25 protein-coding genes, 1 tRNA gene and 1 pseudogene are annotated in these 23923 nt (G+C 54.7%); 17 read left to right on the forward strand and 10 right to left on the reverse strand.

Features of this window, described 5'->3' with window-relative positions; translation table 11 throughout:
* Nucleotides 1-9 precede the first annotated feature (9 nt).
* From B5E56_RS00350 to B5E56_RS00380, 7 genes and pseudogenes are all read left to right on the forward strand, one after another.
* Complete coding sequence (locus tag B5E56_RS00350) at nucleotides 10-219, forward strand: helix-turn-helix domain-containing protein (RefSeq protein ID WP_087387682.1); 210 nt, start codon at nucleotides 10-12, stop codon at nucleotides 217-219.
* Entirely contained in the window at nucleotides 216-656 is a 441-nt protein-coding gene (locus B5E56_RS00355) for a helix-turn-helix domain-containing protein (protein WP_087387685.1), read from the forward strand. Before B5E56_RS00350 ends, B5E56_RS00355 begins: the two co-directional genes overlap by 4 nt.
* Nucleotides 656-1021 carry a hypothetical protein gene (locus B5E56_RS00360; RefSeq protein ID WP_242958713.1) on the forward strand — a complete coding sequence of 122 codons (366 nt, stop codon included), beginning with the start codon at nucleotides 656-658 and terminating at the stop codon, nucleotides 1019-1021. The genes B5E56_RS00355 and B5E56_RS00360 overlap by 1 nt, the downstream gene beginning before the upstream one ends.
* A 311-nt stretch (nucleotides 1022-1332) precedes the next feature.
* Complete coding sequence (locus tag B5E56_RS00365; RefSeq protein ID WP_087387691.1) at nucleotides 1333-1734, forward strand: hypothetical protein; 402 nt, start codon at nucleotides 1333-1335, stop codon at nucleotides 1732-1734.
* Between the two features lie 190 nt (nucleotides 1735-1924).
* Nucleotides 1925-2242, forward strand: a complete 318-nt coding sequence (locus B5E56_RS00370) for a hypothetical protein (RefSeq protein WP_087387694.1) — start codon at nucleotides 1925-1927, stop codon at nucleotides 2240-2242.
* Nucleotides 2235-3438: pseudogene (locus tag B5E56_RS00375) on the forward strand (site-specific integrase). The gene B5E56_RS00370 and the pseudogene B5E56_RS00375 overlap by 8 nt, the downstream one beginning before the upstream one ends.
* Nucleotides 3402-4982: a tyrosine-type recombinase/integrase gene (locus B5E56_RS00380; RefSeq protein ID WP_087387697.1), complete on the forward strand. Its 1581-nt coding sequence runs from the start codon at nucleotides 3402-3404 to the stop codon at nucleotides 4980-4982. The pseudogene B5E56_RS00375 and the gene B5E56_RS00380 overlap by 37 nt, the downstream one beginning before the upstream one ends.
* A gap of 240 nt (nucleotides 4983-5222) precedes the next feature.
* Here the strand turns inward: B5E56_RS00380 and B5E56_RS00385 are convergent, their stop codons facing one another.
* Complete coding sequence (locus B5E56_RS00385) at nucleotides 5223-6935, reverse strand: RNA-directed DNA polymerase (protein ID WP_087387699.1); 1713 nt, start codon at nucleotides 6933-6935, stop codon at nucleotides 5223-5225.
* A gap of 82 nt (nucleotides 6936-7017) precedes the next feature.
* On the reverse strand, nucleotides 7018-7470 hold the full coding sequence (locus tag B5E56_RS14325) for a hypothetical protein (RefSeq protein ID WP_143383095.1): 453 nt from the start codon (nucleotides 7468-7470) through the stop codon (nucleotides 7018-7020).
* A gap of 739 nt (nucleotides 7471-8209) precedes the next feature.
* Between B5E56_RS14325 and B5E56_RS00390 the strand changes: the two genes are divergently transcribed.
* The 4 genes from B5E56_RS00390 to B5E56_RS00405 all read left to right on the forward strand — a co-directional run bounded on the left by B5E56_RS00390 (nucleotide 8210) and on the right by B5E56_RS00405 (nucleotide 11919).
* Nucleotides 8210-8863, forward strand: coding sequence for a vWA domain-containing protein (locus tag B5E56_RS00390; RefSeq protein WP_087387702.1), 654 nt, complete (start codon nucleotides 8210-8212; stop codon nucleotides 8861-8863).
* Nucleotides 8864-8934: 71 nt separating this feature from the next.
* Entirely contained in the window at nucleotides 8935-9402 is a 468-nt protein-coding gene (locus B5E56_RS00395) for a DUF7000 family protein (RefSeq protein ID WP_087387705.1), read from the forward strand.
* Between the two features lie 501 nt (nucleotides 9403-9903).
* Entirely contained in the window at nucleotides 9904-11280 is a 1377-nt protein-coding gene (locus tag B5E56_RS00400; RefSeq protein WP_087387708.1) for an MATE family efflux transporter, read from the forward strand.
* A gap of 15 nt (nucleotides 11281-11295) precedes the next feature.
* On the forward strand, nucleotides 11296-11919 hold the full coding sequence (locus B5E56_RS00405; RefSeq protein WP_087387711.1) for a CatB-related O-acetyltransferase: 624 nt from the start codon (nucleotides 11296-11298) through the stop codon (nucleotides 11917-11919).
* A gap of 92 nt (nucleotides 11920-12011) precedes the next feature.
* Here B5E56_RS00405 and B5E56_RS00410 read toward each other — a convergent pair whose 3' ends face one another.
* From B5E56_RS00410 to B5E56_RS00420, 3 genes are all read right to left on the reverse strand, one after another.
* A complete protein-coding gene (locus tag B5E56_RS00410; RefSeq protein WP_087387714.1) occupies nucleotides 12012-12461 on the reverse strand; it encodes a zinc ribbon domain-containing protein in 450 nt (149 codons plus the stop codon).
* Between the two features lie 182 nt (nucleotides 12462-12643).
* Nucleotides 12644-13216 (reverse strand): GNAT family N-acetyltransferase, encoded by a 573-nt coding sequence (locus B5E56_RS00415; RefSeq protein ID WP_087387717.1) that lies wholly within the window; start codon nucleotides 13214-13216, stop codon nucleotides 12644-12646.
* Between the two features lie 107 nt (nucleotides 13217-13323).
* Nucleotides 13324-13399, reverse strand: a tRNA-Pro gene (locus B5E56_RS00420).
* 277 nt (nucleotides 13400-13676) lie between these two features.
* Between B5E56_RS00420 and trmB the strand changes: the two genes are divergently transcribed.
* A complete protein-coding gene (gene trmB, locus B5E56_RS00425; RefSeq protein WP_087265925.1) occupies nucleotides 13677-14345 on the forward strand; it encodes a tRNA (guanosine(46)-N7)-methyltransferase TrmB in 669 nt (222 codons plus the stop codon).
* 41 nt (nucleotides 14346-14386) lie between these two features.
* Here the strand turns inward: trmB and B5E56_RS00430 are convergent, their stop codons facing one another.
* Nucleotides 14387-16324, reverse strand: coding sequence for a bifunctional metallophosphatase/5'-nucleotidase (locus B5E56_RS00430; protein WP_087387720.1), 1938 nt, complete (start codon nucleotides 16322-16324; stop codon nucleotides 14387-14389).
* A 256-nt stretch (nucleotides 16325-16580) separates the two neighbouring features.
* Between B5E56_RS00430 and infC the strand changes: the two genes are divergently transcribed.
* The 5 genes from infC to B5E56_RS00455 all read left to right on the forward strand — a co-directional run bounded on the left by infC (nucleotide 16581) and on the right by B5E56_RS00455 (nucleotide 20507).
* Nucleotides 16581-17147 (forward strand): translation initiation factor IF-3, encoded by a 567-nt coding sequence (gene infC / locus B5E56_RS00435; protein WP_087188805.1) that lies wholly within the window; start codon nucleotides 16581-16583, stop codon nucleotides 17145-17147.
* A 39-nt stretch (nucleotides 17148-17186) separates the two neighbouring features.
* Complete coding sequence (rpmI, locus tag B5E56_RS00440) at nucleotides 17187-17390, forward strand: 50S ribosomal protein L35 (RefSeq protein WP_087188806.1); 204 nt, start codon at nucleotides 17187-17189, stop codon at nucleotides 17388-17390.
* A gap of 40 nt (nucleotides 17391-17430) precedes the next feature.
* A complete protein-coding gene (gene rplT, locus B5E56_RS00445) occupies nucleotides 17431-17787 on the forward strand; it encodes a 50S ribosomal protein L20 (RefSeq protein WP_087188807.1) in 357 nt (118 codons plus the stop codon).
* Nucleotides 17788-17912: 125 nt separating this feature from the next.
* Nucleotides 17913-18263 carry a BlaI/MecI/CopY family transcriptional regulator gene (locus tag B5E56_RS00450; protein WP_087387723.1) on the forward strand — a complete coding sequence of 117 codons (351 nt, stop codon included), beginning with the start codon at nucleotides 17913-17915 and terminating at the stop codon, nucleotides 18261-18263.
* Nucleotides 18264-18275: 12 nt separating this feature from the next.
* Nucleotides 18276-20507, forward strand: a complete 2232-nt coding sequence (locus tag B5E56_RS00455; protein WP_087387726.1) for a M56 family metallopeptidase — start codon at nucleotides 18276-18278, stop codon at nucleotides 20505-20507.
* A gap of 49 nt (nucleotides 20508-20556) precedes the next feature.
* On the opposite strand, the gene B5E56_RS00460 is transcribed toward B5E56_RS00455, so the two are convergent.
* The 4 genes from B5E56_RS00460 to B5E56_RS00475 are packed head-to-tail and all read right to left on the reverse strand — an operon-like array spanning nucleotide 20557 to nucleotide 23917.
* Nucleotides 20557-21162, reverse strand: a complete 606-nt coding sequence (locus tag B5E56_RS00460; protein ID WP_087188810.1) for an ABC transporter ATP-binding protein — start codon at nucleotides 21160-21162, stop codon at nucleotides 20557-20559.
* On the reverse strand, nucleotides 21159-22097 hold the full coding sequence (locus B5E56_RS00465; protein WP_087387728.1) for an ABC transporter ATP-binding protein: 939 nt from the start codon (nucleotides 22095-22097) through the stop codon (nucleotides 21159-21161). Before B5E56_RS00465 ends, B5E56_RS00460 begins: the two co-directional genes overlap by 4 nt.
* 6 nt (nucleotides 22098-22103) lie before the next feature.
* Nucleotides 22104-22928 carry an ABC transporter permease gene (locus B5E56_RS00470; RefSeq protein ID WP_087387731.1) on the reverse strand — a complete coding sequence of 275 codons (825 nt, stop codon included), beginning with the start codon at nucleotides 22926-22928 and terminating at the stop codon, nucleotides 22104-22106.
* Complete coding sequence (locus tag B5E56_RS00475; RefSeq protein ID WP_343214213.1) at nucleotides 22925-23917, reverse strand: ABC transporter permease; 993 nt, start codon at nucleotides 23915-23917, stop codon at nucleotides 22925-22927. Before B5E56_RS00475 ends, B5E56_RS00470 begins: the two co-directional genes overlap by 4 nt.
* Between the last annotated feature and the right edge of the window lie 6 nt (nucleotides 23918-23923).

The raw sequence follows: 23923 nt of genomic DNA on the forward strand, positions 1-23923 counted from the left end.
AAAGAAGAAATGAAAGTCTCAAACATTCGGTCCTATGCCGACCTGCCGCTGTTTCTCAATGCAAAACTGGTGGCGCAGGTGTTGGGCGTGTCCATCTCCACCGCCTACGAGGTGATGCACGAACCCGGTTTCCCGACCCTGCGTGTGGGCAGCCGCATGGTGGTACCAAAAGAAAAGTTCATGCAGTGGGCGGAGGAACAGTCAGGAGGTGCGAAATGAGAAAGCAGAGTTGGACCAAGAGGGATCCCATCAAAAATTATTTCCCGCTGCCGAACGAGATCTATGATCTGAAATTGTCCCACGGCGCCATTGCCGTCTACAGTTATCTGCTGCGACGGGAGGACCGCAGAACCTATCAGTGTCTGCTCAGTTATCGGGAGATCAGGGAGAGCGTGGGGATGTGTGTAACGACAGTGCGAAAATATGTTGCGGAGTTGGAAGAGCGGTCACTCATCCGCACGGAGCGCACCACTGTCACCAACAAGGATGGCCGCAAGCAAAATGGCCGTCTGCGTTACTACATCCTGCCGATCCAGATGTCCATCAACCAGTACTACGAGCGCCAGATGGATATGGCTGACCTGGCATTGGAACGGCAGAGAGCAAAGCAGCGCATGGATGCGCTGGAGAGAAAGGAAGGTGTATCGGAGTGCTGATGCAGGAACTCAGTAATATAATCAGGCAGGATCCAATTCTGTATGCAATGATTACCACGGACAAGCGAAAGTACATCATGGACACTTGGTGCTGTACTTATGCGGAACCCATCGATGAAGACGCCGTGGCGTTGTTTCTGTGTGACGCGAACCGCGGAAATCTCACAGAGGAACAAAAAGCCTTTGCAAAGGAGCGCTGTGCGGAGATAGAACGCAGTCATCAAAACGCGATATATCGAGTGTTCCATTGCAACGAAATGATGCGCCAGAAACTGGTGCCCGGCCCGGCGGAATACAGCCGGATCTTCCTGCCGGCAGGCGGTATCCCGGAGCACGGGATAATTACGCCCTGTAACGGCCTGTGAGGCGCTGTGTGCCCTCTTTCGGGGCAAGGCAGAGTCCCCTGCCCCACCGAGGGCTTTGAGGGCGGATTTGGGCCGGATTTTTGGGGGTAGGGGTGTGGACGAAAAAAAGGCAGGCAGAAAGGACCGGCGTCGTTCTGCCGCCGGTCCACCCACAAATGCCCGCAGTGCGGGCATTTCACGGGTTTTTCTTAGGCGTCGTTCCTGAAATTTTCAAAGCGCCGTGCCCCCTTTTTTGCCCAAAATCCGGCCTGTCCCTTAGTGCCGCAAGGCTTTCGCTTGACGCTTTTCGGAAAATGAAGGAGGAATTCGATATGATTGAGAACGGTAAGAACCGCCATACCGTGTGGCTGACGGACGAGGCGTGGAACATGGTCGGCGGGGAATATAAAGCGGATGGCTGCTCCACGCAGAATGAGTATATCGAAAAAGCAATCCGTTTTTATACCGGCTGCCGCAAAGCCGATCGCAACGAACGCTACCTCATCGACGCGATCTCCGGTGTGCTGGAAACACGATTGGGTGCGCTGGGTGATCGCATTGGAAAACTGTTGTTCAAAATGGCGGTGGAGGAGTCCATGATGATGCGCCTGCTGGCGATGGATGAGAGTCTCACATTCTCTGAACTGGAGCACCTGCGCAAGTGGGCTATCCAAACTGTGAGGAAAACAGATGGCGGATTGAACTTCGATGACATCCTCAGGATCCAGCAGTAAGTGTGCGTCGTGCTCCGTACACAAGTGATTCGGATGCGCAAAGCCGGTGTAGGCGTATTAAAATCTGAAATGCCAAAACAAAGATAAAAACCTCTGCACCGTCCAAAAATCTTTCTGAAAAGTTTCAAAGTAAGGCTGGATATTGGAAAGAGGTTCGGGTATTGTGTGTTGCTGACAGGAGGCGACACACATGAACGACTACATGCGGGCACTGCACCAGCGGTTCTTCCAGGAGCCGGATGTGTCAGCGCTGGAAGAGGATATCGAGAACACCCGACAGGAGGTGCGGGACTGCCTCAATCAGATGCAGCGGCGCAGGCTCATGCATCTGGTGGACAGTCAGAATCTGTTGAAAGAAGAAATCTCCCTGGCCAGTTTCACCGCCGGGTTCAAACTGGCCTGGGGACTGAGCAAGGAACTGGAGGCGGACGGTCTGTACTCCTTCGATGAGGAGGAGACAGACCGGGCCTGCCGCCAAATCGGAAAGGAGGATGGATCCTATGAGTAAGCGCAGACCATCCGGTGACGGCATGGTGCGCAAGCGGGAGGACGGCCGCTGGGAGGGCCGCATCGTGGTGGGCCACAAGGAAAATGGCGAGCCCATCTTCCGATATGTGCTGGCCAAAACCCAGAAGGAACTGTTGGCCAAACTCCACCGGGACATGGACATCTATCAGGACGCGCAGCTCACCGAGGACAGCCGCATGACGCTGGGTGAGTATCTGGACCACTGGATGGAGGAGTACGGTTCCGTCACCCTGCGGCCCAACACCCTGCGCAGCTACGAGCAGTACATCCGGTGCTATGTGAAGCCCTATCTGGGCGGCAAGATCGTCTCCCGCATCACACGGCTGGACATGCAAAAGCTGTACCGGAAGCTGAAAAAAGAGGGCCGGGTCCACGACCACCCGGAGTATGGCTACGAATTGTCGGACACCATGGTGCTCCGCATCCACGCCATGCTCCACCGCTGTCTCAAGGACGCGGAACGGGACCACATCGTTCCCTACAACCCAACGGACGGCGTTAAGCTGCCCAAGAGCAACTACAAACCAAAGCAGGTTCTCGACCGAGAGCAGATGGACGCCTTCTTGGCGGCGGTGGACAGGAACGAGATCTGGCGAGACTTCTTCTACACGGAGTTGACCACCGGCCTGCGCCGGGGCGAGATCTGCGGCCTTATGTGGAAGGATTTCGACGAGCACGCCGGGACGCTGAAAATCAATCGGTCGGTGAACGTGCCCCAGCGGGGCGAACTGGAGATCGGCGAAACCAAGACCGCCCAGGGCCGGCGCACCATCCGTCTGCCCCCCCAGCACCGTCCAGCGATTGAAGGAGCGGAAGAAACACGCGGTCAGTCAGTGGATCTTCCCAGAGCCGCTCTCCCCGGAGAAACCGGTGCGGCCCAGCGCCGCCTACTACTGGATGAAGGTACTGCTGAACGAGGCGGGACTACCTCACATCAGGTTCCATGATTTGCGGCACACCTTCGCCACCCACGCCCTGGCCAGCGGTGTGGATGCCAAGACCCTCTCCGGCATCCTGGGCCACACCAACGCATCCTTCACTCTGGACACCTACACCCATGTGACCACGGACATACAGAGAGCCGCCAGTGATGTGGTGGGCGGCTTTCTGAAAAATCTACTGGGAGAGGAGTTGAACCCATGGCAAGGAAACGAAAAAGTGGAACCGGCACCATAAGGCAGCGCAAGGACGGCCGCTGGGAAGGCCGGGCCGCGGTGGGCTACGATGACAAGGGCCTCCCCAAAACGAAAAATGTGCTGGCCAAAACCAAGCGGGAGTGCCAGGAAAAGCTGACCCGGCTGATGGAAGAGGTGGGCAGCACCAAGTCCGAAAAAATCTGCGCCGATATGCCTTTCGGCGAGTGGATGGACTTCTGGTACCAGACCTACATCAAGCCCGGTCTCCGCCCCAACACCCAGACAAACTATGAGAACATCATCTACCACCACATCATCCCGTACCTGGGCAAGACTCCACTGTGCCAGCTGACCCAGAAGGACCTCCAGCAGTTCTACGCTCACCTGAAAAAGGGTGGACGGCTGGTTCGCACAGAACAACATGGAAAGGGGCTCTCCGACCGCATGGTGCGGATGACTCACGCCAAATGCCGGGCGGCTCTGGATCAGGCGGTGCAGGAAAAACTGATCCGAACCAATCCGGCGGTAGGATGCAAGCTTCCGCCCAAGCGGAGCCGGGAGATGCAGGTGCTGTCCCGCCAGGAGCTCCAGCGGTTTCTCATTCAGGCAAAGGCGGACGGCTACTTTGAACTGTTCCTGCTGGACTTATCCACCGGCCTTCGCCGAGGCGAACTGCTGGCCCTCCAATGGTCCGATCTGGATCTGGATACCGGAACGCTGTCCGTAACCAAACAGGTCTACGAGGTAAATGGAAAGATGCAGCTGAGTGTCCCAAAGACAAAAGCCTCTATCCGCAAGTTGGTGCTGCCGCCTGCCGTGGTAGAGGTGTTCCGGGAGTACCGAAAGACAGCAAAGTCCCGGTGGCTGTTCCCCTCTCCGAAGAATTTGGATATGCCGCTCACACCTGGCTCCATGCTCCGGCGGCTCCATAGCATTCTGGAGCGGGCCGGGTGCAAGCAAATCAGATTTCACGATCTGCGCCACACCTTTGCCACTATGGCATTAGAAAATGGCATGGACATCAAGACTCTCTCTGCCATGCTGGGCCATGTGTCGGCAGCCACAACCCTGGACATCTACACCCACATCACCGGCGATATGCTCAGCGAAGCCGCCGCCAAGATCGACCGGGGCCTGGGCAATGAAGTGGCGGAAGACTCTTCTGAAGCAGCACAGAATCCGCTCACCGATTTTCAACCAGTCATGAGGCGCACCAGAAAGCCTGGAACTGGCTGCATCTCCCAGATCAATGACCACCTTTTCGAGGGCCGCTACTCACCCTCCTGGCCGGACGGCACCAAGCATTCCAAATGCGTCTACGCCCAAACCCGTGAAGAGTGTGAGGAGAAGCTGAAGGTGCTCATCCAGCAGCTGAACGCCGAGCGGAAGGCCATCCAGGACCGGCTGCGAGGGATCCCATCGCCTGAGAAACTCACCAAGAAGCAGCGGCAGATCTGGGAGTACATGAGACTCTGTCCCGATGAGACAAATTACAGTGCCATCGCCAAGGGCGCAAAGGTGACCCGGCACACGGTGGCCAAATGGTATGAAATGATAAGAAAAATCGTGAGTCGTAAATATTAGTAAAGTATGGTGGATATTCAAATACTATACCAACCACATTGTACATCACTCCATCCCCGGAAAACAGAGTGGGCTCAAAATCTTTCTTCACCTTACTAGCCATGTATCAGCAACTACTGCTCTTGCCTTGATATATTTATACCTATATTATTGGGGATATGCAGGCAGCCCTGGGTGCTAAGTAGTTGGCATCCAGGGCGTTATTTTTTATTGCTATAGTTTACGGGCAAGAATCGGAAATTAATAAATTGTTTCGTCTGCCTGCAGTGCTTCAATAAACTTTCTGAAAAGGTCTTCCTCTAACGGTGTGAATGAAGACGATGTTTCCACATCGGTGCCTTTTAAATTTTCAAGAATTGATTTTTTCATTTTACGCAAAGCATTATATAATTCAGAACGCGTAGCAAATTCATGATTGTGGAATTTGCTTGAGGAATTAGGATACGAAAAATTAGGGTCGTAAAACTTTACATTTCGGTTCAAAAGTTCATTAAAGAATTGATTCTTCTTGGCATATTCAAAAGGTATTCCAGGGAGTTTAAGCCACTGATTTTTAGTTGATTCGTATGCAAGTAACCAATGAGCCGTCCACATCAGTGAGTTTGGAATTCCTTTTTCGTTTGTGTCCTCGCTTTTAAGATAATTGTGGAGGTTTCTACGTTGCTGGAGAATGGAAGCGACATTCTCCAGATTGGAGGAGTGGACAATATCTAACATTATGATAATTGCAAGCTCATTCGTAGTCTTTAGGACTTTAGTAATATACACTTGAGAAATAGAAATATTAAATATCTTAACAAACCAAACAGCCCAAATCAACTCTTGCTCTTTATTCAGAAGTATGCTTTCATCGATAACACTATAGATTGCTCGTTTTAGCGCATTAATCTTTAATAAATCTTTGTTATTCAAAAAAATATCTATAATTCGGTCAGATAGAGATGGAAAATGAGTCCATAGGTTTATCAATCGGGATTGCATTGCGGGCCAATTATTTTTCGTGTAATGATAACAAGAGATCACTTTGAGCCCATACTTTAGAATTGCTAAGTCCTTGCTTTTATTATATTCGATAATCAATTTAGTTAGAAATACATCAGGCTGGAGGTGTATATACTGCTTAATCTCTTCGACCCATGGGTTTCCGTATAAAAAGGGGCCTTCGGTAATTCTAATTTTGTTTTCATTAAAGCTTAGTTCATATTGTGTAAGACAAGTCCTAATATATGAAATGATTTCTTGAATCTGAGAACTATTCGATATATAAATATAGTAATCGTCGACAAAGCGACAACAAGAAATTTCAGGAAACTTTTTACTTATCTGCTCATCTATGGTACATAAGATAATCTCGGAAACGATGCGAGAAACAGCATTCCCCACAAGAATTCCATTTGTTTGGTCGTAGTTCAATGCTCGCATTAATTTATCCAACTGATTGCCAAGTAATGTCATGTCGTTGCGGTGTTTTTTTGCGACTGTGATACCATGGATAGCCCAAGGGATGCAATGAGTATATATGTTATCAAAGAAGGCATTAATATCTAAACGTATCTCATATCGATTTTCTTGGAATAAACACTCAATTTCACGTTTAGTATCCAGGACAGTATTTGAACGTTTGGCATATGCTTGTTCCTGTCTGGGCTGACGATCAATTGGGGCGGTCAACGAATATTTGCTTTTCTCGAATATTGCTTTTATTTGAGACTCATTATTTACAATAAAATCAACAGCCTTGCAATAATGATACGGATTTGGCAAGGCAAATTTTCTGCGTGAAGATTCTGATTTATAACCGCTATATGTAAGTGGGATTGAATGATTCTGGCCAAATGAATTTGATGTTGCAATGGCAAAAGATGCATTTGTTGCTAAATCATCAGTACTAAAACAAGGCGGTAATTCAGCGGGAAATACTTCGTTTCGGAGTAAATTCTCTGTATTAAACATAAATGTGTCCTCCTTGCCAGAATAGTTGTCATACCCAGGAAAATGTTCTTATAAGTAATCTTGTCAGCATTTTCGAAACAAATCAGAACCGCGAATATTTGGAGAGTTCTGCGATATCATGGATGAGTTGCTCAAATGACTCCTTGGTCCAAAAACGGGGATGAATTCTTCCGTGCATAACACTATTTCGCCCATTTTCGTCACTGGATAACTGCGTATACTTAAAGTGGCGTTTTGTTTGTTCCAATAAAGCAACATAGTCTGGGTTGTTTTGGTTTTCTTTAATTGCTAATGCGATTAGACCCATACCAACATTAACCTTCACAGGCTGTCTGTCACGATCAAATAGGGGCAATCTGTAATCCGGTGTTGTTGTACGAATTATTTCTTCCAAATAGGAATAAGCAAATGGGGTGAGAAGGGAGTAAGATTCGGGAAACTTCTCATAAATACTTTTAACTAAATACCAATCCGGTGCCCAATTCCACATATGTGCACAATTTAATATCATATCAAAATCATCAAACACTGACATCCTGTTCACCCCATATGTAAAAATAAAACAGCCATACAGTGGCAACTGTACGGCTGGTATTGCAGGGACAAAGCCTACCGTTATCTAATTATATCGGTTTTCGACAATAAATGCAACGACAGTATATATTCTGTTTCCAAAGCAAGTATGCTACCAGTTGAGTCATACCTGGTTATCGAGTTTCCTAATGATTCGTCAAAATATTGTCAATGCCAATTTTTTGCGAAAAATTTATAAGAGGAAAAGTTTCGTCACTTCAGTTGTCCAAGGCCTCCTGCGTTTTCCAAATTTATAGTGTTAACTCGAACCATCCATTCCAAATATGCGGAATATAAGTACCTACTGGACTGGCTGCTGAAAATCACGCCGCCGGATAAACTCACAAAGAAACAGTGGCAGATCTGGGAGTACATGCGGCTCCACCCGAACGAGAGCAATTACAGTGTCATCGCTAGGGGAGCGAGGGTGACCTGGCATACGGTGGCCAAGCACTTTGAGATAACCCAGAAGATGCTGGGCATCCAGGAAACCGGTCCCCATCCTTTGCTTGATTGCCAGGCGGTATGTGGAGTATTTTATCGCCCACCGGAACTACAGCACCTTTGAGATCAACGAGGCTTTGCCCACATTCGATCAAAGCTTGCTGAACGGATTTGTCGCCCGCCAAGCGACCCATCCGCATCAAATTCCCCCTATACTGTGCTTGTAAACCAAACAACACAGAATAGGGGGAGTTCTTATGAAGAAGAACTTGACAGAACTGGTGTTCATCCTGGACCGCAGCGGCTCCATGCAGGGGCTGGAGGGCGACACCATCGGCGGCTTCAACGCTATGATCGAAAAGCAGAAAAAGGAGCCCGACGAGGCCTTTGTCTCCACCGCCCTCTTTGACGACCGAAGCGAGGTGCTCCATGACCGGGTAAAGGTGAACGAGGTGCAGGCCATCACGGAAAAGGAGTACTATGTCCGGGGCTGCACCGCTCTGCTGGACGCCATCGGCGGGGCCATCCACCATATCGGGAACATCCATAAATATGCCCGGCCTGAGGATGTGCCGGAACACACCCTCTTCGTCATCACCACCGACGGCATGGAGAACGCCAGCCGCCGCTACTCCGCTCAGCGGGTGAAGGAGATGATCCAGCGGCAGAAGGAACAGTACGGCTGGGAGTTTCTCTTCCTGGGGGCCAACATCGACGCGGTGGAGACGGCGGGCAACCTTGGCATTGCCCCCGACCGGGCGGTGAACTACCACTGCGACAGTGAGGGTACCCGCCTCAACTACGAGGTGGTGGGTCAGGCCGTGGCCGCCGTCCGGTGCAGCGCGCCCCTGGATGAACACTGGAAAGACGCCATTGAGGAGGACTTCCGCAAGCGGCAGAAGCGGCGCTGACAGGAGTTTTCCTTTGCCGTCGGATGTGATATACTCGAAAGCAGAGATGCAGCACGGAAGGAGGCATTCCAATGAACTTCGACCCAGCCCTTTTGGAAACATACCGCGCCCTTTTGCAGACTACTGACCTGCAGAAGGCCTATCAGGAGTTCGTTCGCCTGTTCCGCTTTCTGAGAAACGAACTGGAACGGCAGTTGCCGGACTTCCGTTTTCAGAGAAGCGTTACGGAAAACGCCATGGACTATACCTACTTTTCCTTCACCAATCCCGCTTTGAAAGAAAAGGACCTGAAACTGGTGGTGGCTTTCGAACACAAGAACTTCCGGCTGGAGGTGTGGCTCTCCGGAGCCAACCGGATCGCCCAGTGCCGATGGGCCGAGCAATGGAGAGCCTGTCCTCCGCCCATGGAACTTACTCAGCAACCCAATCACACCGACTTTGTGGTGCGCCTGTCGGTGGAAACAGATCTGTCCGATGGGGAGAAAACGGTTGCTGCGGTCAAAGAGGCGGCAGTCCAACTGCTGCAACTTCTTCCTTGAGTGAAATAGTTCAGGTTGTGAGAATTTTCCCGGATCGCTTTCTGTTCTATGTATGTCATTATCGATGTTACGAACAAATATGGCTGTTGTCACCAGCGTGATGGATGGGTGTTGTGCTATCACTCTGACCCTTTAATGGCCGGCCGCCAGACAGGCATTGACAGGCAGCGGTACATGGTATAGTATTTACAATAGCAAAGTGAGGTGAGCACGATGTTGTTCGGAAAATTCTGTATTGATTTCGGCTCCGTACAAGTAGATACCACAAAACATTGTGCGGAGCCTTTTCGGACTGTCAATCTGTAAAACCGGGAGGCCAGGGCAGAAAATTGCTGCCTTAGGTTGTTGCACCTTTTTTGCAGACTGACAGGGCAAGATAAGTATATTTTGGGCCGCGGACGATGTTTTGTCCGCGGCCTTTTGTTGCCCATTTTAGGGGCGATGGAACAGAGGGCGCACAGCATTGTGCTGCCCTCTTTCGTTTTGAAAGGAAGATATTACATGACACAAGAACAAGATTTATTGACCGGGAGCGTGCCGAAAAAACTGATCCGGTTTGCCTTTCCACTGTTTCTGGCCAACCTGCTGCAGGCCCTCTACAATGTGGTGGATATGCTGGTGGTGGGGAAAATTGTGGGCGAGATCGGCCTGGCCGCCATCAGCAACGCCTCCATGCTGTGCTTTATCATCAACTCCCTCTGTATCGGCCTGACCATGGGCGGGAGCGTTCTGGTGGCCCAGTACAAGGGGGCGGGCGACCAAAAGGGACAGCGTGACACCATCGGAATGCTGTTTCTCCTATCATTGGCGGCCTCCGTTGTAGTTACCACGCTCGGTCTTGCCGTCTATGAGCCTCTGTTCTGGGCACTGGATGTTCCGGCGGAGGCCTATCCGGACGCCTGCGGCTATATGGAGATCATCTGCTGGGGAACAGTATTCGTCTTTGGCTACAACACGGTCTGCTCCATTTTGAAAGGCCTGGGCGACTCCAAAACGCCGCTTTTTTTCGTGGGTGCCGCCACGATTCTCAACGTCTTGCTGGATGTACTGCTGGTAGGGCCGTGTTCTATGGGTACCGCCGGCGCGGCCTGGGCCACAATCACTGCTCAGGGCGTTTCCTTTGTGGGCTCGCTGGCCTATCTGCGGCGGCACCAGCGGAGTGTTTCCCTCAGAAAGATTGAGTTTCGCCGGGAAATCCTGCTGGCCATCTTGAAAATAGGCCTGCCCACTGCCACCCAGATGGTGGTGGTGAACACGGCCTATCTGCTGGTGACAGGAATGCTCAACCCTTTCGGCACCGCGGTGGCCGCCGCCTCCGGCGTAGGACTGAAGATCAACACCTTTGCCGGGATGCACTGCTGGGCCATCGGGCAGGCAATTACCGCCATGGTGGGCCAGTGCATGGGAGCCGGCCAGATCCGGCGGGCACGTAAGGTAGTGCGGTCCGGTTTGCTGCTGAACCTCGCCGTCACAGCGGTGGTAGTGGTGACGGTTCAGTTTCTGGCGGAACCGCTCATCCGCTTGTTTGACAGCACCAGCCCGGAGGTGATCCGGGTTGGTGTGCTGTATCTGCGCCTGTGCTGCGGTGTCAACAGCCTGGTCTATGCCGCCATGTACACGCTGGATTCTTTTACCATCGGTGTGGGTGCAGCCCATGTGGCCATGATCAATGCCCTTCTGGACGCGGTGGTGGTGCGTCTGCCGGTGGGGTGGCTGCTGGCCTTTTCCCTTTCCATGGGTTTTCCCGGAATCTATCTGGGCCAGGCCCTTTCGCCCATCCTGCCCACCCTGGTGGGGTTCATCTATTTCAAAAGCAGAGTCTGGGAAAGAAAAACGTTGGTGCGTGAGCCTTCGATAGAGGGTAGCCGAAACAAATAAGAGGAGGAAAAGAATATGAATCCATCCAGCATCTATCCCCGAACAGGAGATACGCAGACCGTCTATCTCAACCAAGTCGTGACGGATCCCAGCATCCTTGCGGGGGACTACACCATGTATAACGACTTTGTCCATGACCCCGTTGACTTTGAGAAGAACAATGTGCTGTATCACTATCCCGTCAACCACGACCGTCTGGTGATCGGCAAGTTCTGCTCCATCGCCTGCGGCGCAAAGTTCCTCTTCAACAGCGCCAACCACAGCCTGCAATCCCTCTCTACCTATCCCTTTCCCATCTTCTTTGAGGAGTGGGGACTGGATCGGAGTCAGGTGGCCAGAGCCTGGGACAACAAGGGTGATATTGTCATCGGAAACGATGTGTGGATTGGCTACGAGGCGATCATCTTAGCGGGGGTGACTGTTGGTGACGGAGCCATCATCGGTGCCCGGGCAGTTGTGACGAAGGATGTCCCGCCCTATACCATTGTGGGCGGTATCCCGGCTAAGCCGATCCGAAATCGGTTTTCCGAGGACACAATTGCCGCGCTGTTGGAACTGCGGTGGTGGGACTGGCCGGAGAAACGGATCCAGGCCAATTTGGATGCCATTCAATCAGGACAACTGGATCAAATCAGATGACCTGTTTTGTCGTAAAGTTCGGGCTGTCCCTATCCGAATGACACAATAAAAAATACATCCCTCTGGAAACCACAGATTCCAGAGGGATGTATTCATGTCTCGGGCTGTTTCCAGTGGTTCAGCTTTGGCAGCTGAGCTTCAAAGTAGGCTCTGACCTGCTCCGGGGGCCAGGCTTCATTGGACATATGACTTTCCAGAAAATTCAGCAGTTTCTCAAGGCTTGTGTAGACGAATTTCCCGTCAGTATAGCACCACTTGCAATATTCCTCGTTGAAGGTGCCGTCCGGCTCCCGGCTGATATTAGCATCCTCCAGAGGCATACCACAGCACTGGCAGATCAGCTGCCTTGGGGAACCCAGCAGGGTATTGATGGAGACATCAAACAGCCTGGAGAGCAGTTTCAAGGTTTCTGTGTTGGGCACTGTTTCGCCGGTCTCCCAGCGGGAAACCGCCTGCCGGGTCACATGCACTTGTTCCGCCAGCTGCTCCTGGGAGAGTCCCCGCTTGGTGCGCAGTTCCAGAAGGATTTCTTTGGTATCCATGTTGATCACCACCTTGCCCGGATTGTACCACAGCGGGAGCAAAAAGCAAAGCAACTGGCTGTTGCCCCAATTCTGCTTTGCTCTCGCATTAGGCGTATCAGTATTTAACAAGCTATAATCAAAGAATACCGCCAGCTGAACATCCACGGATTTCAGGGGGTGGTATGCTGCTCTGAATATTATCAATCGGACTGCTTTAGGTCCCACTCTTTTTTCAGGATGGCATACTGCACGGTGTTTTCATACCGGGGCGTACCGTCGGGATTATTCACGAAGGAGATGAATTCCAGGAACATTCCCTCCCGGCGCATACCCAGCTTCTCGCACAGGTGCTGGCTGGAAAGATTATAGTCTTCGGTGTAGGCGTAAATTCGCCTTGCGCCCTTTTGGGAGAAGAGATAGTCGAAGAAGGCCCGGGCCGCCTCGAAGGCGTACCCCTTGCCCTGGTAAGCCTCGTTCAGCATCCAGCAGGGGCTGAAGGTATCCCGCACGGCATTTTCGTCCCCGTGGGGCTCGCCCGCCTCCGGGTAGGCATCAATCTCTCCGATCACCTTGCCGCTATCCTTCAGAGTGATGGAGAAATAGTACTCCGTCTCGCCGAGACGCTTTTTCATCTCTTCTCTGGCCTCATCCAGAGAGTGCAGTTTCATGCCGGCAAAGCAGTTGACCGCAGGCTCTTTCAGATATTCGTAAACATCCGCCGCATCCGTCTCCAGAAAGGGGCGCAGGATCAGCCGTTTTGTCTCGATCACCATATTTCGGCACCTCAAGAAAAGTAAAAATGGATAGTGAAATCTAATAGAATAGTTTTGTTGTAAAAGTTAAGAAAAATCCGTCAAAATCACAAGATTTTGACGGATTTTGGTCCGAGTGGGGAGACTCGAACTCCCGGCATCTTGCTCCCAAAGCAAGCGCGCTACCAACTGCGCTACACCCGGTTATGAAATTTTCCAATTGTGGTCAACGCCGTTTTTTGACCAGTTACCGGCGAGGGGGAAAGTACCGTCAGCCCAACTGTCCCAAGGCTTTCCGGGGTTTCCAATGGCTACGGCCCGAACCTGGGCCTCACGCTCCCAAATCAAGCGCGATACCACCTTCGCTACACCCGGATATGTGGTTTACCTGCACAACAGGTATCATTATAATATATGCCGCCAAGGATTGCAAGTATCCAATCAAATATGTTATGATGCTCTTTGTGAGGTGAATAAATCGATGCGAATGAGAAAAAAGCCCAACCTGGCCCCCCGGATGGAGCGGTGTGCCCGTGTTCTGATCTCTGATCCTGCCGCCCTGCGGGGCCGTTGGATGAGCCTGATGCCCCAGGCAAGCGTTCTTTATCTGGAACTGGGCTGCGGTAAGGGCCGTTTTACTGCAGAGACCGCCGCACAAAATCCTCAGGCCCTCTACATTGCGGTGGAACGGGTGCCTGACGCTATGGTCATCGCCATGGAGCGGGTATGCGCCATGGATCTGCACAATGTCTTCTTTATCGACGGCGATGCCGCCGACCTAACTGAACTCTTTGCCCCCAGCGAGGTGGATCGCATCTACATCAATTTCTGTGATCCCTGGCCCGGCAACCGGCACGCCAAGCGCCGCCTGACTCACCCTGATTTTCTGCTGCGCTACCGTCAAATTCTTTCCCGGAAGGGTGAGATCCACTTTAAGACAGATAACCACGATCTGTTTGAGTGGTCTCTGTTCCAGTTCCCCAAGGCCGGGTTCCAACTCTCTCAGGTCACCCGCGATCTCCATGCCAATGGTATCTGCGGCGTTATGACCGACTATGAGGAAAAATTCCACAACCTGGGCACCCCCATCAATCGGTGCGTAGGTTCCATCGCTCCCCTGCCTGTCTCCCACAAAAATGCAGAGTCATAACCATCAGGGCCTGCCGCTTGTTGCGGCAGGCCCTGATTCCTTTATCCACGATAGCGGTGGTAACCACGTCCCTTTTGTCCTCCATAACGGCGGCGGCGTCCTCTGGTGGCAATCCGGTAGACAATAAATACGATCAGAGCCAGCACTACAAGGCAGACTACAAGAGCGATCCAGCCTACCAGGTTCAGCCCTTTCAGCAGGCTCACCGGATTCAGGGACGCCTCCTCCACCTTCCGTCCCTCTGGTGCGGCATAACGCTGGTCCACCGTACCCATGGACTGGAGGTAAGTGGCCAGCGCATACCACTCCTTCAATTCCGAGCCATTTGGGGTATAAATGATCTGGTCCTCAAAATTGGTCACCGGGTTACCTTGGGCATCCTTGGGCGTTATGGTCAGAATACCAAAGGACTGGTCATTGACGGTACCCAGCATCTGTCCGGTATACAATCCGGTCACCACTCGGTAGAGCTTGTCATCCTCCAGCGGCACGGTAGTACTGTCAGGCAGCACCTGAGCATAGTCATTTACCCGATTGAGGATGATCCGATAGGGGTTCCAGGTCCAGGTCATTCCCGAACCATAGATCTGGGCGGCGGGCATCAAGCCAGTCACAGAAGCGTCCACCTCAAAGGCATCCCGCAGTTCCCGGCCGGTGATCCAAACCGAAATCAGCGGATAGCCTGGGGTTCCGTCGGCACCGGAACCCAGAGAGGAAACGTTAAACACATCCGATGTGGTGATCTCTCCCGCAGAGAAGGACTCCCGGATCACGCCCGCTGCCACCACAGCAAAATCCACCGGCACATAGTCCTCCCCCTCCGCCTGCTGCACGGCATAGATGTAGGAGTCGGCAATGAGATTGCCCAAAGTATCCTCCTTATGCTCCTTGCCAAACTGGGAGATTGGGGTGAAGTCAAACTCCGACCGGGCCAGCACCTGATCGAAGGTCAGTCCGAACTGGGAGAGGTACTCCTCCTCGATGATGGGCTGGAAGGACTGGGCCAACCGCTCCATCTCAGTATTAGCTGTTACTGTCTCGTCCACCGGCACCAGCCGGTAATCATAGTCCGTGACAGTACCGGCATCGTCCAGCTCCAGAGCCAGCACACCCAGATTGGTGGTATACTCTCCGCAGGAAACAATCAGGGTATCATTGACCTGAATCGGCTCATCCAAGGTAGAGTGGGTGTGGCCGGAGATAATCACGTCGATGCCGTCCACCGCCTTAGCCAACTCATAGTCCTCCCCTTTTCCACCATCGGTGCCGGTGTGGGAGAGACACACAATCACAGAGGGACCTTCCAGCTGGGCCAGTTCCTCCTCCAGGGCCGCCACCTCTCGCCGGGCAGCATCGGCCACAGGCTCAAATTCCATACCAGACATGGGAGCGCAGGCATCCGCATCCTCCCCCATCAGGCCAAAAATACCGTAGTTAATCCCGCCTCGGGTAAGGATTATATGATCCTGTACACCGTAGTCCTCCATGGCCTGGATCAGTTCCTGGCTCCCCTCCCCATCCAGCACCGTGCCGTTGGACTGCACAATGGCGGGCACCCGGCTGCCGCTGGCGGCTGCCGTCTCCAGCATCTGGGCCAGGCCCGAGGCCCGGTAGTCAAACTCATGGTTGCCCAAAGTGGTAACATCATACCCCATAGCCCCCAGTGCCTTCAGCTCCGGCGCCTGGGTGGCATAGATGGTCTGAAACAGCGTTCCCATGGAGAAGTCGCCGCCATCCACCGTGATGGCATCGGGATACTTCACCCGTTCCAGCGCAAGAAGGGTCGCCAGGCGGGTATAGCCACCATATTCCCCGCCATCTTCCGAGGGCGCAGGATAAAAATGATCATGGGTATCGTGGGTGAACAGAATCACGGCGTCGTGGCTGTTCTCCGCCGCTCCCCAGGCCGGGCAGATGAAGATCAACAAAATAAGGGTTAGAACTGTCAAAAAAAGCCGTTTCAGGCCATGATGCACCATAATACTCCCTCCTTGTCCCCATTCTGCCATAATTCCAATGAAAAGGAAAGCAAAAAATAGCCTGGATTTTTTCTTCTGTTTTCTACTTGACATTGTGCTATTCCTTTGATATACTGTTTGAGCACAATAAAGCAGGAAGGTACCTCCGTCCTCACCTCCAGCATCAGCAAAGAGGTCAACATGGTCAGCGGCGCGCCATATATTCGGCGTGGCTGTTCTGTTGTGGCGCGGGTACCGGAATGCGGTAACCGCGTTTTTGTATGCAGCAAAGAATTGGAGGTGCTTTCGTATCAGCAAACAGGGTCATCAGATCAACGAAGAGATCCGCGACAAAGAAGTCCGGCTCGTTTCCGACAGCGGCGAGCAGCTGGGTATCATGTCCGCCCGTGAGGCGCTGGAGCGCGCCATCGAGCAGAACCTGGACCTGGTGAAGATCTCTCCCAACGCCGTGCCCCCCGTGTGCAAGCTCATGGACTATGGCAAGTACAAGTTCGAGCAGACCAAGCGGGAAAAAGAGGCCCGGAAAAATCAGCACGTCGTGGAGATCAAGGAAGTCCGTATGTCGCCGGGCATTGACGTGAACGATTTTAACGTCAAGCTCCGTAACGCCCAGAAGTTCCTGAGCCAGGGCAATCGGGTGAAGGTCACCGTCCGCTTCCGCGGCCGCGAAATGGCCCACACCGATATCGGCAAGGGCCTGCTGCTCAAGTTTGCGGAACAGTGCAGCGAGGTGGCCGCGTTGGATAAGGACCCCAAGCTGGACGGACGGCATATGTCCATGTTCCTCTCTCCCAAGGTTGCCAAGGACGGCAAGAAATCCTGAGCAATCCCCTGAAATCCAAAGACAAAGGAGTTAACCACCATGCCTAAACTGAAAACTCACTCCGGTGCGAAGAAGAGATTCAGCCTGACCAAGTCCGGCAAGGTCAAGCGCGCCCATGCGTTCAAGTCCCACCTGCTCAACGGCCACGGCAAGGACACCAAGCGTAAGAGAGGCCTCCGCGCCGGCGCTTATGCGGACAAGACCAACGAGCCCGCCATCAAGCGCATGATCCCCTACAAATAAGATAATTCCGATTTTACCTTAACATAGGAGGCTTTTTACAATGGCTAGAGTTAAAGGCGCGATGATGACGCGCAAGAGAAGAAATAAGATCCTCAAGCTGGCCAAGGGCTACTGGGGCGCCAAGAGCAAGCACTTCAAGATGGCCAACGAGCAGGTCATGAAGTCCCTGACCTACGCCTACACCGGCCGTCGGCTGAAGAAGCGTGACTTCCGCTCTCTGTGGATCACCCGTATCTCCGCCGCCTGCAAGATGAACGGCATGAACTACTCCACCTTTATGAACGGCCTGAAGAAGGCTGGCGTGGAGATCAACCGCAAGATGCTGGCCGAGCTGGCTGTCAACGACAAGGCCGCTTTCACCGCTCTGACCGAGATGGCGAAGGCTCAGCTGGCCTGAGTTTGAATCCAAAATTCCTGTGTTCCTCTTCGGAACACAGGAATTTTTTTATGTCCTTGACAAAGCCTGTCTAATAAGATAGACTACAAGCAAGAAGTCTATCCCATTAGACAAAGGAGGTTCCTATGGAGACGCCCAAAATCTTTGAAAGCGAATACCGGTTCTGTCTCATTCTCTGGGAGCACGAACCGGTAACAACCACAGAACTGGTAAAGCTGTGTCAGGCCCAGCTGGGCTGGAAGCGCACCACCACCTACACCGTCATCAAGCGGTTGGGGGAACGGGGCGTGCTGAAAAATCAGGACGGGCTGGTGATCGCCCTGATCTCCAGGGAGGACGCCCAGGTGTCCGAGCTGGACGAACTGATGGAGAAGAAGTTCCAGGGCTCCCTTCCCGCCTTTCTGTCTGCCTTCGCCCGCAGGCAGTCTCTGACTGAGAAAGAGGTAGAGGAAATCCGCCGCATCATCGAAAAATAAGGAGGTCCTGCCATGGAAGAGCTGTTCCTGACCCTGGTCAATCTCAGTCTCACCGCCAGCTGGCTGGTACTGGCTGTTCTGGTGCTGAGACTGATCCTGCGGAAAGCTCCCAGGTGGAGCTTCTGCCTGCTCTGGGGCCTGGTGGCCCTTCGCCTGATGTTTCCCTTTTCCCTGGAAAGCCCTTTCAGTCTGGTCCCCAGTACCCAGCCTCTGCCCCGGGAGATTCTCCACACCGCCACGCCTCAGATCCAAAGCGGCATCCCCGCCGTCAACAGCGCTGTTAATCCCATCCTGCAAGAAGCCCTGGCGCCGGCTGCAGGAGCCAGCGTCAATCCCACCCAGGTCTGGTCCTTCCTGTTGTCCCGGATCTGGCTGGCGGGAATGGTGGTTCTGCTGCTCTATGCGCTGATCAGCTGGCTGCTGTTGAAGCGGCGGCTGGCCACCGCCACCCTGCTGGAGGACAACATCCGGCAGAGCGAGCAGGTGGGTTCCCCCTTTGTACTGGGGCTGTTCCGCCCGGTCATCTATCTGCCTTACCACATTCCGGAGCAAGACCTGACCTATGTACTGACCCACGAACGGGCCCATATCCGCCGTCTGGATCACTGGTGGAAACTACTGGGCTTTGTACTGCTTGCAATCTACTGGTTTAATCCCCTGATGTGGGTGGCCTATCTGCTGTTCTGCCGGGATCTGGAGGGAGCCTGCGACGAGAAGGCCGTCCGGGCTTTGAACCAGGAGGAGCGGCGGGGTTATTCCACCGCCCTGCTGAATTGCAGCATCCGCCGCCGGCCCGTGGCGCCCTGCCCCCTGGCCTTTGGAGAAGCGGGGGTAAAGAGCCGGGTGAAGGCGGTGATGCACTACAAGAAGCCCGCCTTCTGGGTGGTGGTCATCGCCCTCGCTGCCTGTGTCATTGCCGCCCTGTGCTTTCTGACCAGCCCCAAGGAGCCCACCGTTTACGATGTCTTAACTCAGGACGGCTATGAGGTTCTGAGTCAAAAGCAGGTGGATCTGACCCTGACCGTACCCAAGTCTGCTCTGACAGACGACTGCTTTACCGGGGAGGGCCACACCTTTGCTGACGGCCAGGTGGTGGTGTGGCAGGATAACGCCATCACCATCTATCTCCACGATGTAATGCTCTCCAACGAGAGCGATGAGCTGCTGTATATGACCTTCGACTGCTCCTACCGTTTCTCCAACTACGGCAGTTTTGTCACCCCACTGCAGGCCACAGAAGATTCGTCCATCAGCCCCCAGATCCTTTTGAGAAGCAAGATCCTCAAAGACGGGACCACCACCTACCCAGACGCCCTTAGCCTGCGCGGTTACGGCCCCGACGCCAAGTTTACCTTCTATGTGTCCAAAGATGCCTGCATGGCCGCCCAAGATACTTTGATGATCGACATTATATGCAACCAGGTTCAGTATACGAAAGAGGGCTATGAAATATCCGGGAGTCAGCTTTCCCCCGCCGGTCTCTACCTCTATGAGGGGGATGGGTTCGGCGGTGATTTTACCATCACCCTCCGGGCTGATGGCTCCTTCACCTACTATGAAGGGGGGTTAAGCAGCTATATCGGTGCAGGCAAGTGGTCTGTATCTGGTGATATTCTCACCCTGGAGGATGAGACCGGCGTCCCCAAGGTCAACCACTTCCGCATGGAGGGAAACGATCTGATCTTCCAGGCAAATGGTTCCACTAATTTCATCTATGTGAAGGTGGCCGATGGGGCGGTCTTCTCCAAAAACAGCCAAATCCCCGTTCCGGCGGCCACCGCCACCAAATGGTTTGACTATACCACCGCCCCCAGCGAAATGGATTGGGATGGGGAACTGACCATCACCCACACGGCCTTCCCCGATGTGACCTTCCGCTATACGCCAGAGGAGATCACGGCACAGCAAAAGCGAGAGGAAACACCGGTCCAGCTGATTTCCGGTATGCCCATCTGGAACGCCTATTTCTGCGACCTGAACGGCGACGGCCTGCCGGAGCTGTGCGCCACCCTCAGCATGGGGTCCGGCATCGTAGATACCCGGATCGCGGTCTGTGACTACACCAACGGCCGCACCTATGAGCTGGAGGACCGGATGAACTATGACTATGCCCTTCGGTTTGACCCGGACAGCGCCCTGCTGTATGTGGACAGGACGCCGTATGAAGGCCGGGAACCCGATCAGTCCGGCCTGTTGATGCTGGAGGACTCCATCCTCACATATGAGAATCAGGGCCCCAACTAGGGGCAGAAAACGGCCTGCAAGTGATTTTACTCACTTGCAGGCCGTTCTCTTATGCCAAATTCTGTACCCGTGTACACAGCTTCTCCATCAGGGGGCTGTTATGGCTGACGATCACCAGCCCCAAGTTCCGCTTCTCCGCCTGGTCCAGCAGAAAGGTCCAGATCTGGGCCTGGGTGATGAGGTCCAGCATGGCGCTGACCTCGTCGCACAGCAGATAGCGCACCCCGGGCCGCAGGGCACGGGCAATGCAGAACCGCTGAAGCTCACCGCCAGACAGTTCCGTGGGATACCGCTCCAGCCAGGCGGGCTGGATGTGAAGGGCCTCCAGCAGTCCCTCCTCCACGGGCCCACCTTCTTTTAGCGTATCCCCCAGCTTCATCAGCGGGTCCACTGCCGTCTCCGGGTGCTGCCAGATCATCTGTACCGGGCAGATCCCCCGGTACTCCTTCAAAGGCTTGCCGTCCACCAGCACCGTGCCGCTGTCCGGCTTCTCATAGCCCGCCAGAAGTTTACATAAGGTTGTCTTACCCCGTCCGCTGGGGCCCAGCAGCCCAAGCCGCTCCCCCGGCTCCAGCGTCAGGTCGATGCGGTCCAGCACCGGCTCTTTTCCTTTCCGGCGATAACCGAAAGTGAGTTGTTTTGCCTCCAGACTCACGGCTGTTCCCCTCCTTCCGGATATAAGCAGCGCACCAGGCCGCCGTCCAGTTCCCGATAGGCTACCGGGCCCATACACTCAGGCCGCCCCTTGGGGCAGCGGGAGGCAAAGGGGCACCCCTCCCCCACCTCGCCCGGCCCGGGCTGGGCGCCGGAGATGGGGATAAAGCCATTCTGGGGCAGGGCATTCCACAGAGCTTTGGTGTAGGGATGCCGTAGTTTCCCCGCCTCAAAATCGGCGGCGTTGGCCTCCTCCACCGTCTCACCGGCGTAGAACACCGCCACCCGGTCGGCAATGGTGAGGGCCAGCTCCAAGTCGTGGGTGATGAGAAGCACCCCCGCGCCGCTGTCAGCCAGCTCCCGGAAGTGACTCAGTACCCGTTTCGCCGCCCGGGCATCCAGACCGGGAGTGGGCTCATCGGCGATGACCAGCTTGGGGGTGGCCGCCGCCGCGGTGGCGATGAGCACCCGCCGGGCCATGCCGCCGGACAGCTCAAAGGGATAGCGCTCCTCGGTATCCGCCCCCAGGCCGTACCGCTCCAGCACCGCCCGACTGGCCTCCCGGGCGCTCTGGTCCCGGCGGCCCTTGCGGATCTGGGGCCCCACCTTCATCAGCGGGTCCAGGTAGGTCACGCCCTGGGGCACCAGGACAATCTCTTTGCCCCTCACCTTCTCCGCCCGTTTGGGGGTAAAGGGCTGACCCAGGAAGGAGATCTCCCCGGCCATATGGCTGTTATAAGGCAGGATACCCAGGATTCCGTGGGCCAGCAGGCTCTTACCCGAACCGCTGGACCCAACCACCGCCACCACCTGGCCAGGCCGGATGGTGAGGGACAAATCCTGAATCACCGGCAGCAGCACCTGTTTTGTGCCCCGTCCATACTGGGTGAAGGAGATAGACAGGTCTTTGACTTCCAAAATCGGTTCCAACTCCATTCCTCCTCACATATGTACGCTGGCAGGGTCCAGCAGCTTGCGCAGCCGCTCCCCCATGGCGGCAAAAAGCACTACCACCAGCACCAGGCTCAGGCCGGGGAACACCGCCAGCCACCACTTGCCGGTGGTGAGGTAGCTCATGCTCTCCGACAAAATCACGCCGATGGCAGGCTGCTCCGGCGACAGCCCAAAACCAAGGAAGGTGACGCTGGCCTCGTGGAGGATGGCGTGGGGGAACTGGAGCACCAGCCCGGTGAGGAACTGGGGCAGCAGATGGGGCAGCAGATGCCGCCGGGCAATGGTCAGCCGGGACACCCCCAGCTTTTCCGCCGTACGGACATACACCGCGCCCCGCAGTTGGAGCACCTCACCCCGGATGACCCGGGCCAGAGAGGGCCAGTGGCTGAGGGCCACGCCTGCCACCACGCCCACGAAGCCCTTTCCGAATGCCAGGGAGATGAGCATGACCAGCAGGATATGGGGGATGCCCATGACCAGATCGATGCACCAGGAGATTACCGCATCCACCCAGCCCCCCAGGACGGCGGACGCCACACCCAGCACCAGGGCAATGACAGCGCTGACAGCCGCGGTCAGCAGGCCGATGCGGATGCTGAGGGACAGGCCGGTGAGGGTGCGGGAGAGCATATCCCGGCCCATCCAGTCGGTTCCGAAGAGGAACTGACCGCAGGGGGCCAGATTTTTGCGGGTAAAGTCGGTAACCATGGCCTGCCCGCTGAGCAGGCCTCCAGCCACTGCCACAGCGCACAGCACCACAGCGGCGGCAACCAACAGAAAGAGGGCATTTTTTCGCCCGTTCCAATGTCTCATTTCCGGGCCACCCCCCTTCTGATCTTGGGATCCACCACGCCGTAAAGCAGATCGGCAATCAGATTGCCGCCGAACACGATGGCGGCACTCACCACCGTGATGCCCAGCAGTAGGGGCAGGTCGGAACCCAGACCGGCGTTGACGGCAGCCTGGCCCAGGCCGGGGTAGGAGAATACCTGCTCCACCAGCACCGAGCCGCCAAAGATCTCGCTGATGGAGGCAAATTGCAGGGTGATGGCGGGCAGGGCCACGTTGCGCAGACCGTGGCGCAGCACGATGGATCGCTTGGACTCCCCTCTGGCCCGTGCGAAGAGCACATAGTCGCTCTCCATAATGTCCGCCATCTTCTCCCGGGTGTGCATGGCGATGTTGGCCACACCGGTGATGCTCAGGGTAAGGGCGGGCAGGAAGGCGTGGTAGAGCCGGTCGGCCAGAGTGACACTGGATGCGTCCGCCCCAATGGGTACCGACAGGCCGATGGGAAACAGTCCCAGCCACACTGAGAAGACCACCAGCAGCACCAGGGCCAGCCAAAAGGCCGGGGTACTGGAGATCAGCCAGCAGTAGCCTCGGATCAGCTTATCCACCAGTTTTCCCCGGTTGGCACCGGCAATGACGCCCAGGGTCAGTCCCAGCACGCCGGAGATCACCCAGGCAAGGGCCATGAGCCACAGGGAACTTTGCAGCCGCTGACCGATGACCTGGCTCACCGGCTGGCGGTAGAGCAGCGAGGTGCCCATGTCTCCTCGGACAAAGTCACCCAGCCAGCCCAGATACCGCTCCACCGGCGGGGTATTGACCCCCCAGTATTCCTCCAGCTTGGCAATCTGCTCCTGACTCATGGTACCCAGAGCGGCCTGACCCACGTTGGTCTGGAGGGGATCCAGAGGAGAGGCCGACATGAGCAGAAAGGCGGCCAGGCTGACGCCCAACAGCAGCAGCACCATGCGGATCAATTTTTTGCCCGTGAACATCAGGCGGTGTTTCAAGGGAAT

This window comes from Flavonifractor sp. An112 (genome assembly GCF_002161085.1).
GTDB lineage: Bacteria > Bacillota > Clostridia > Oscillospirales > Oscillospiraceae > Flavonifractor > Flavonifractor avicola.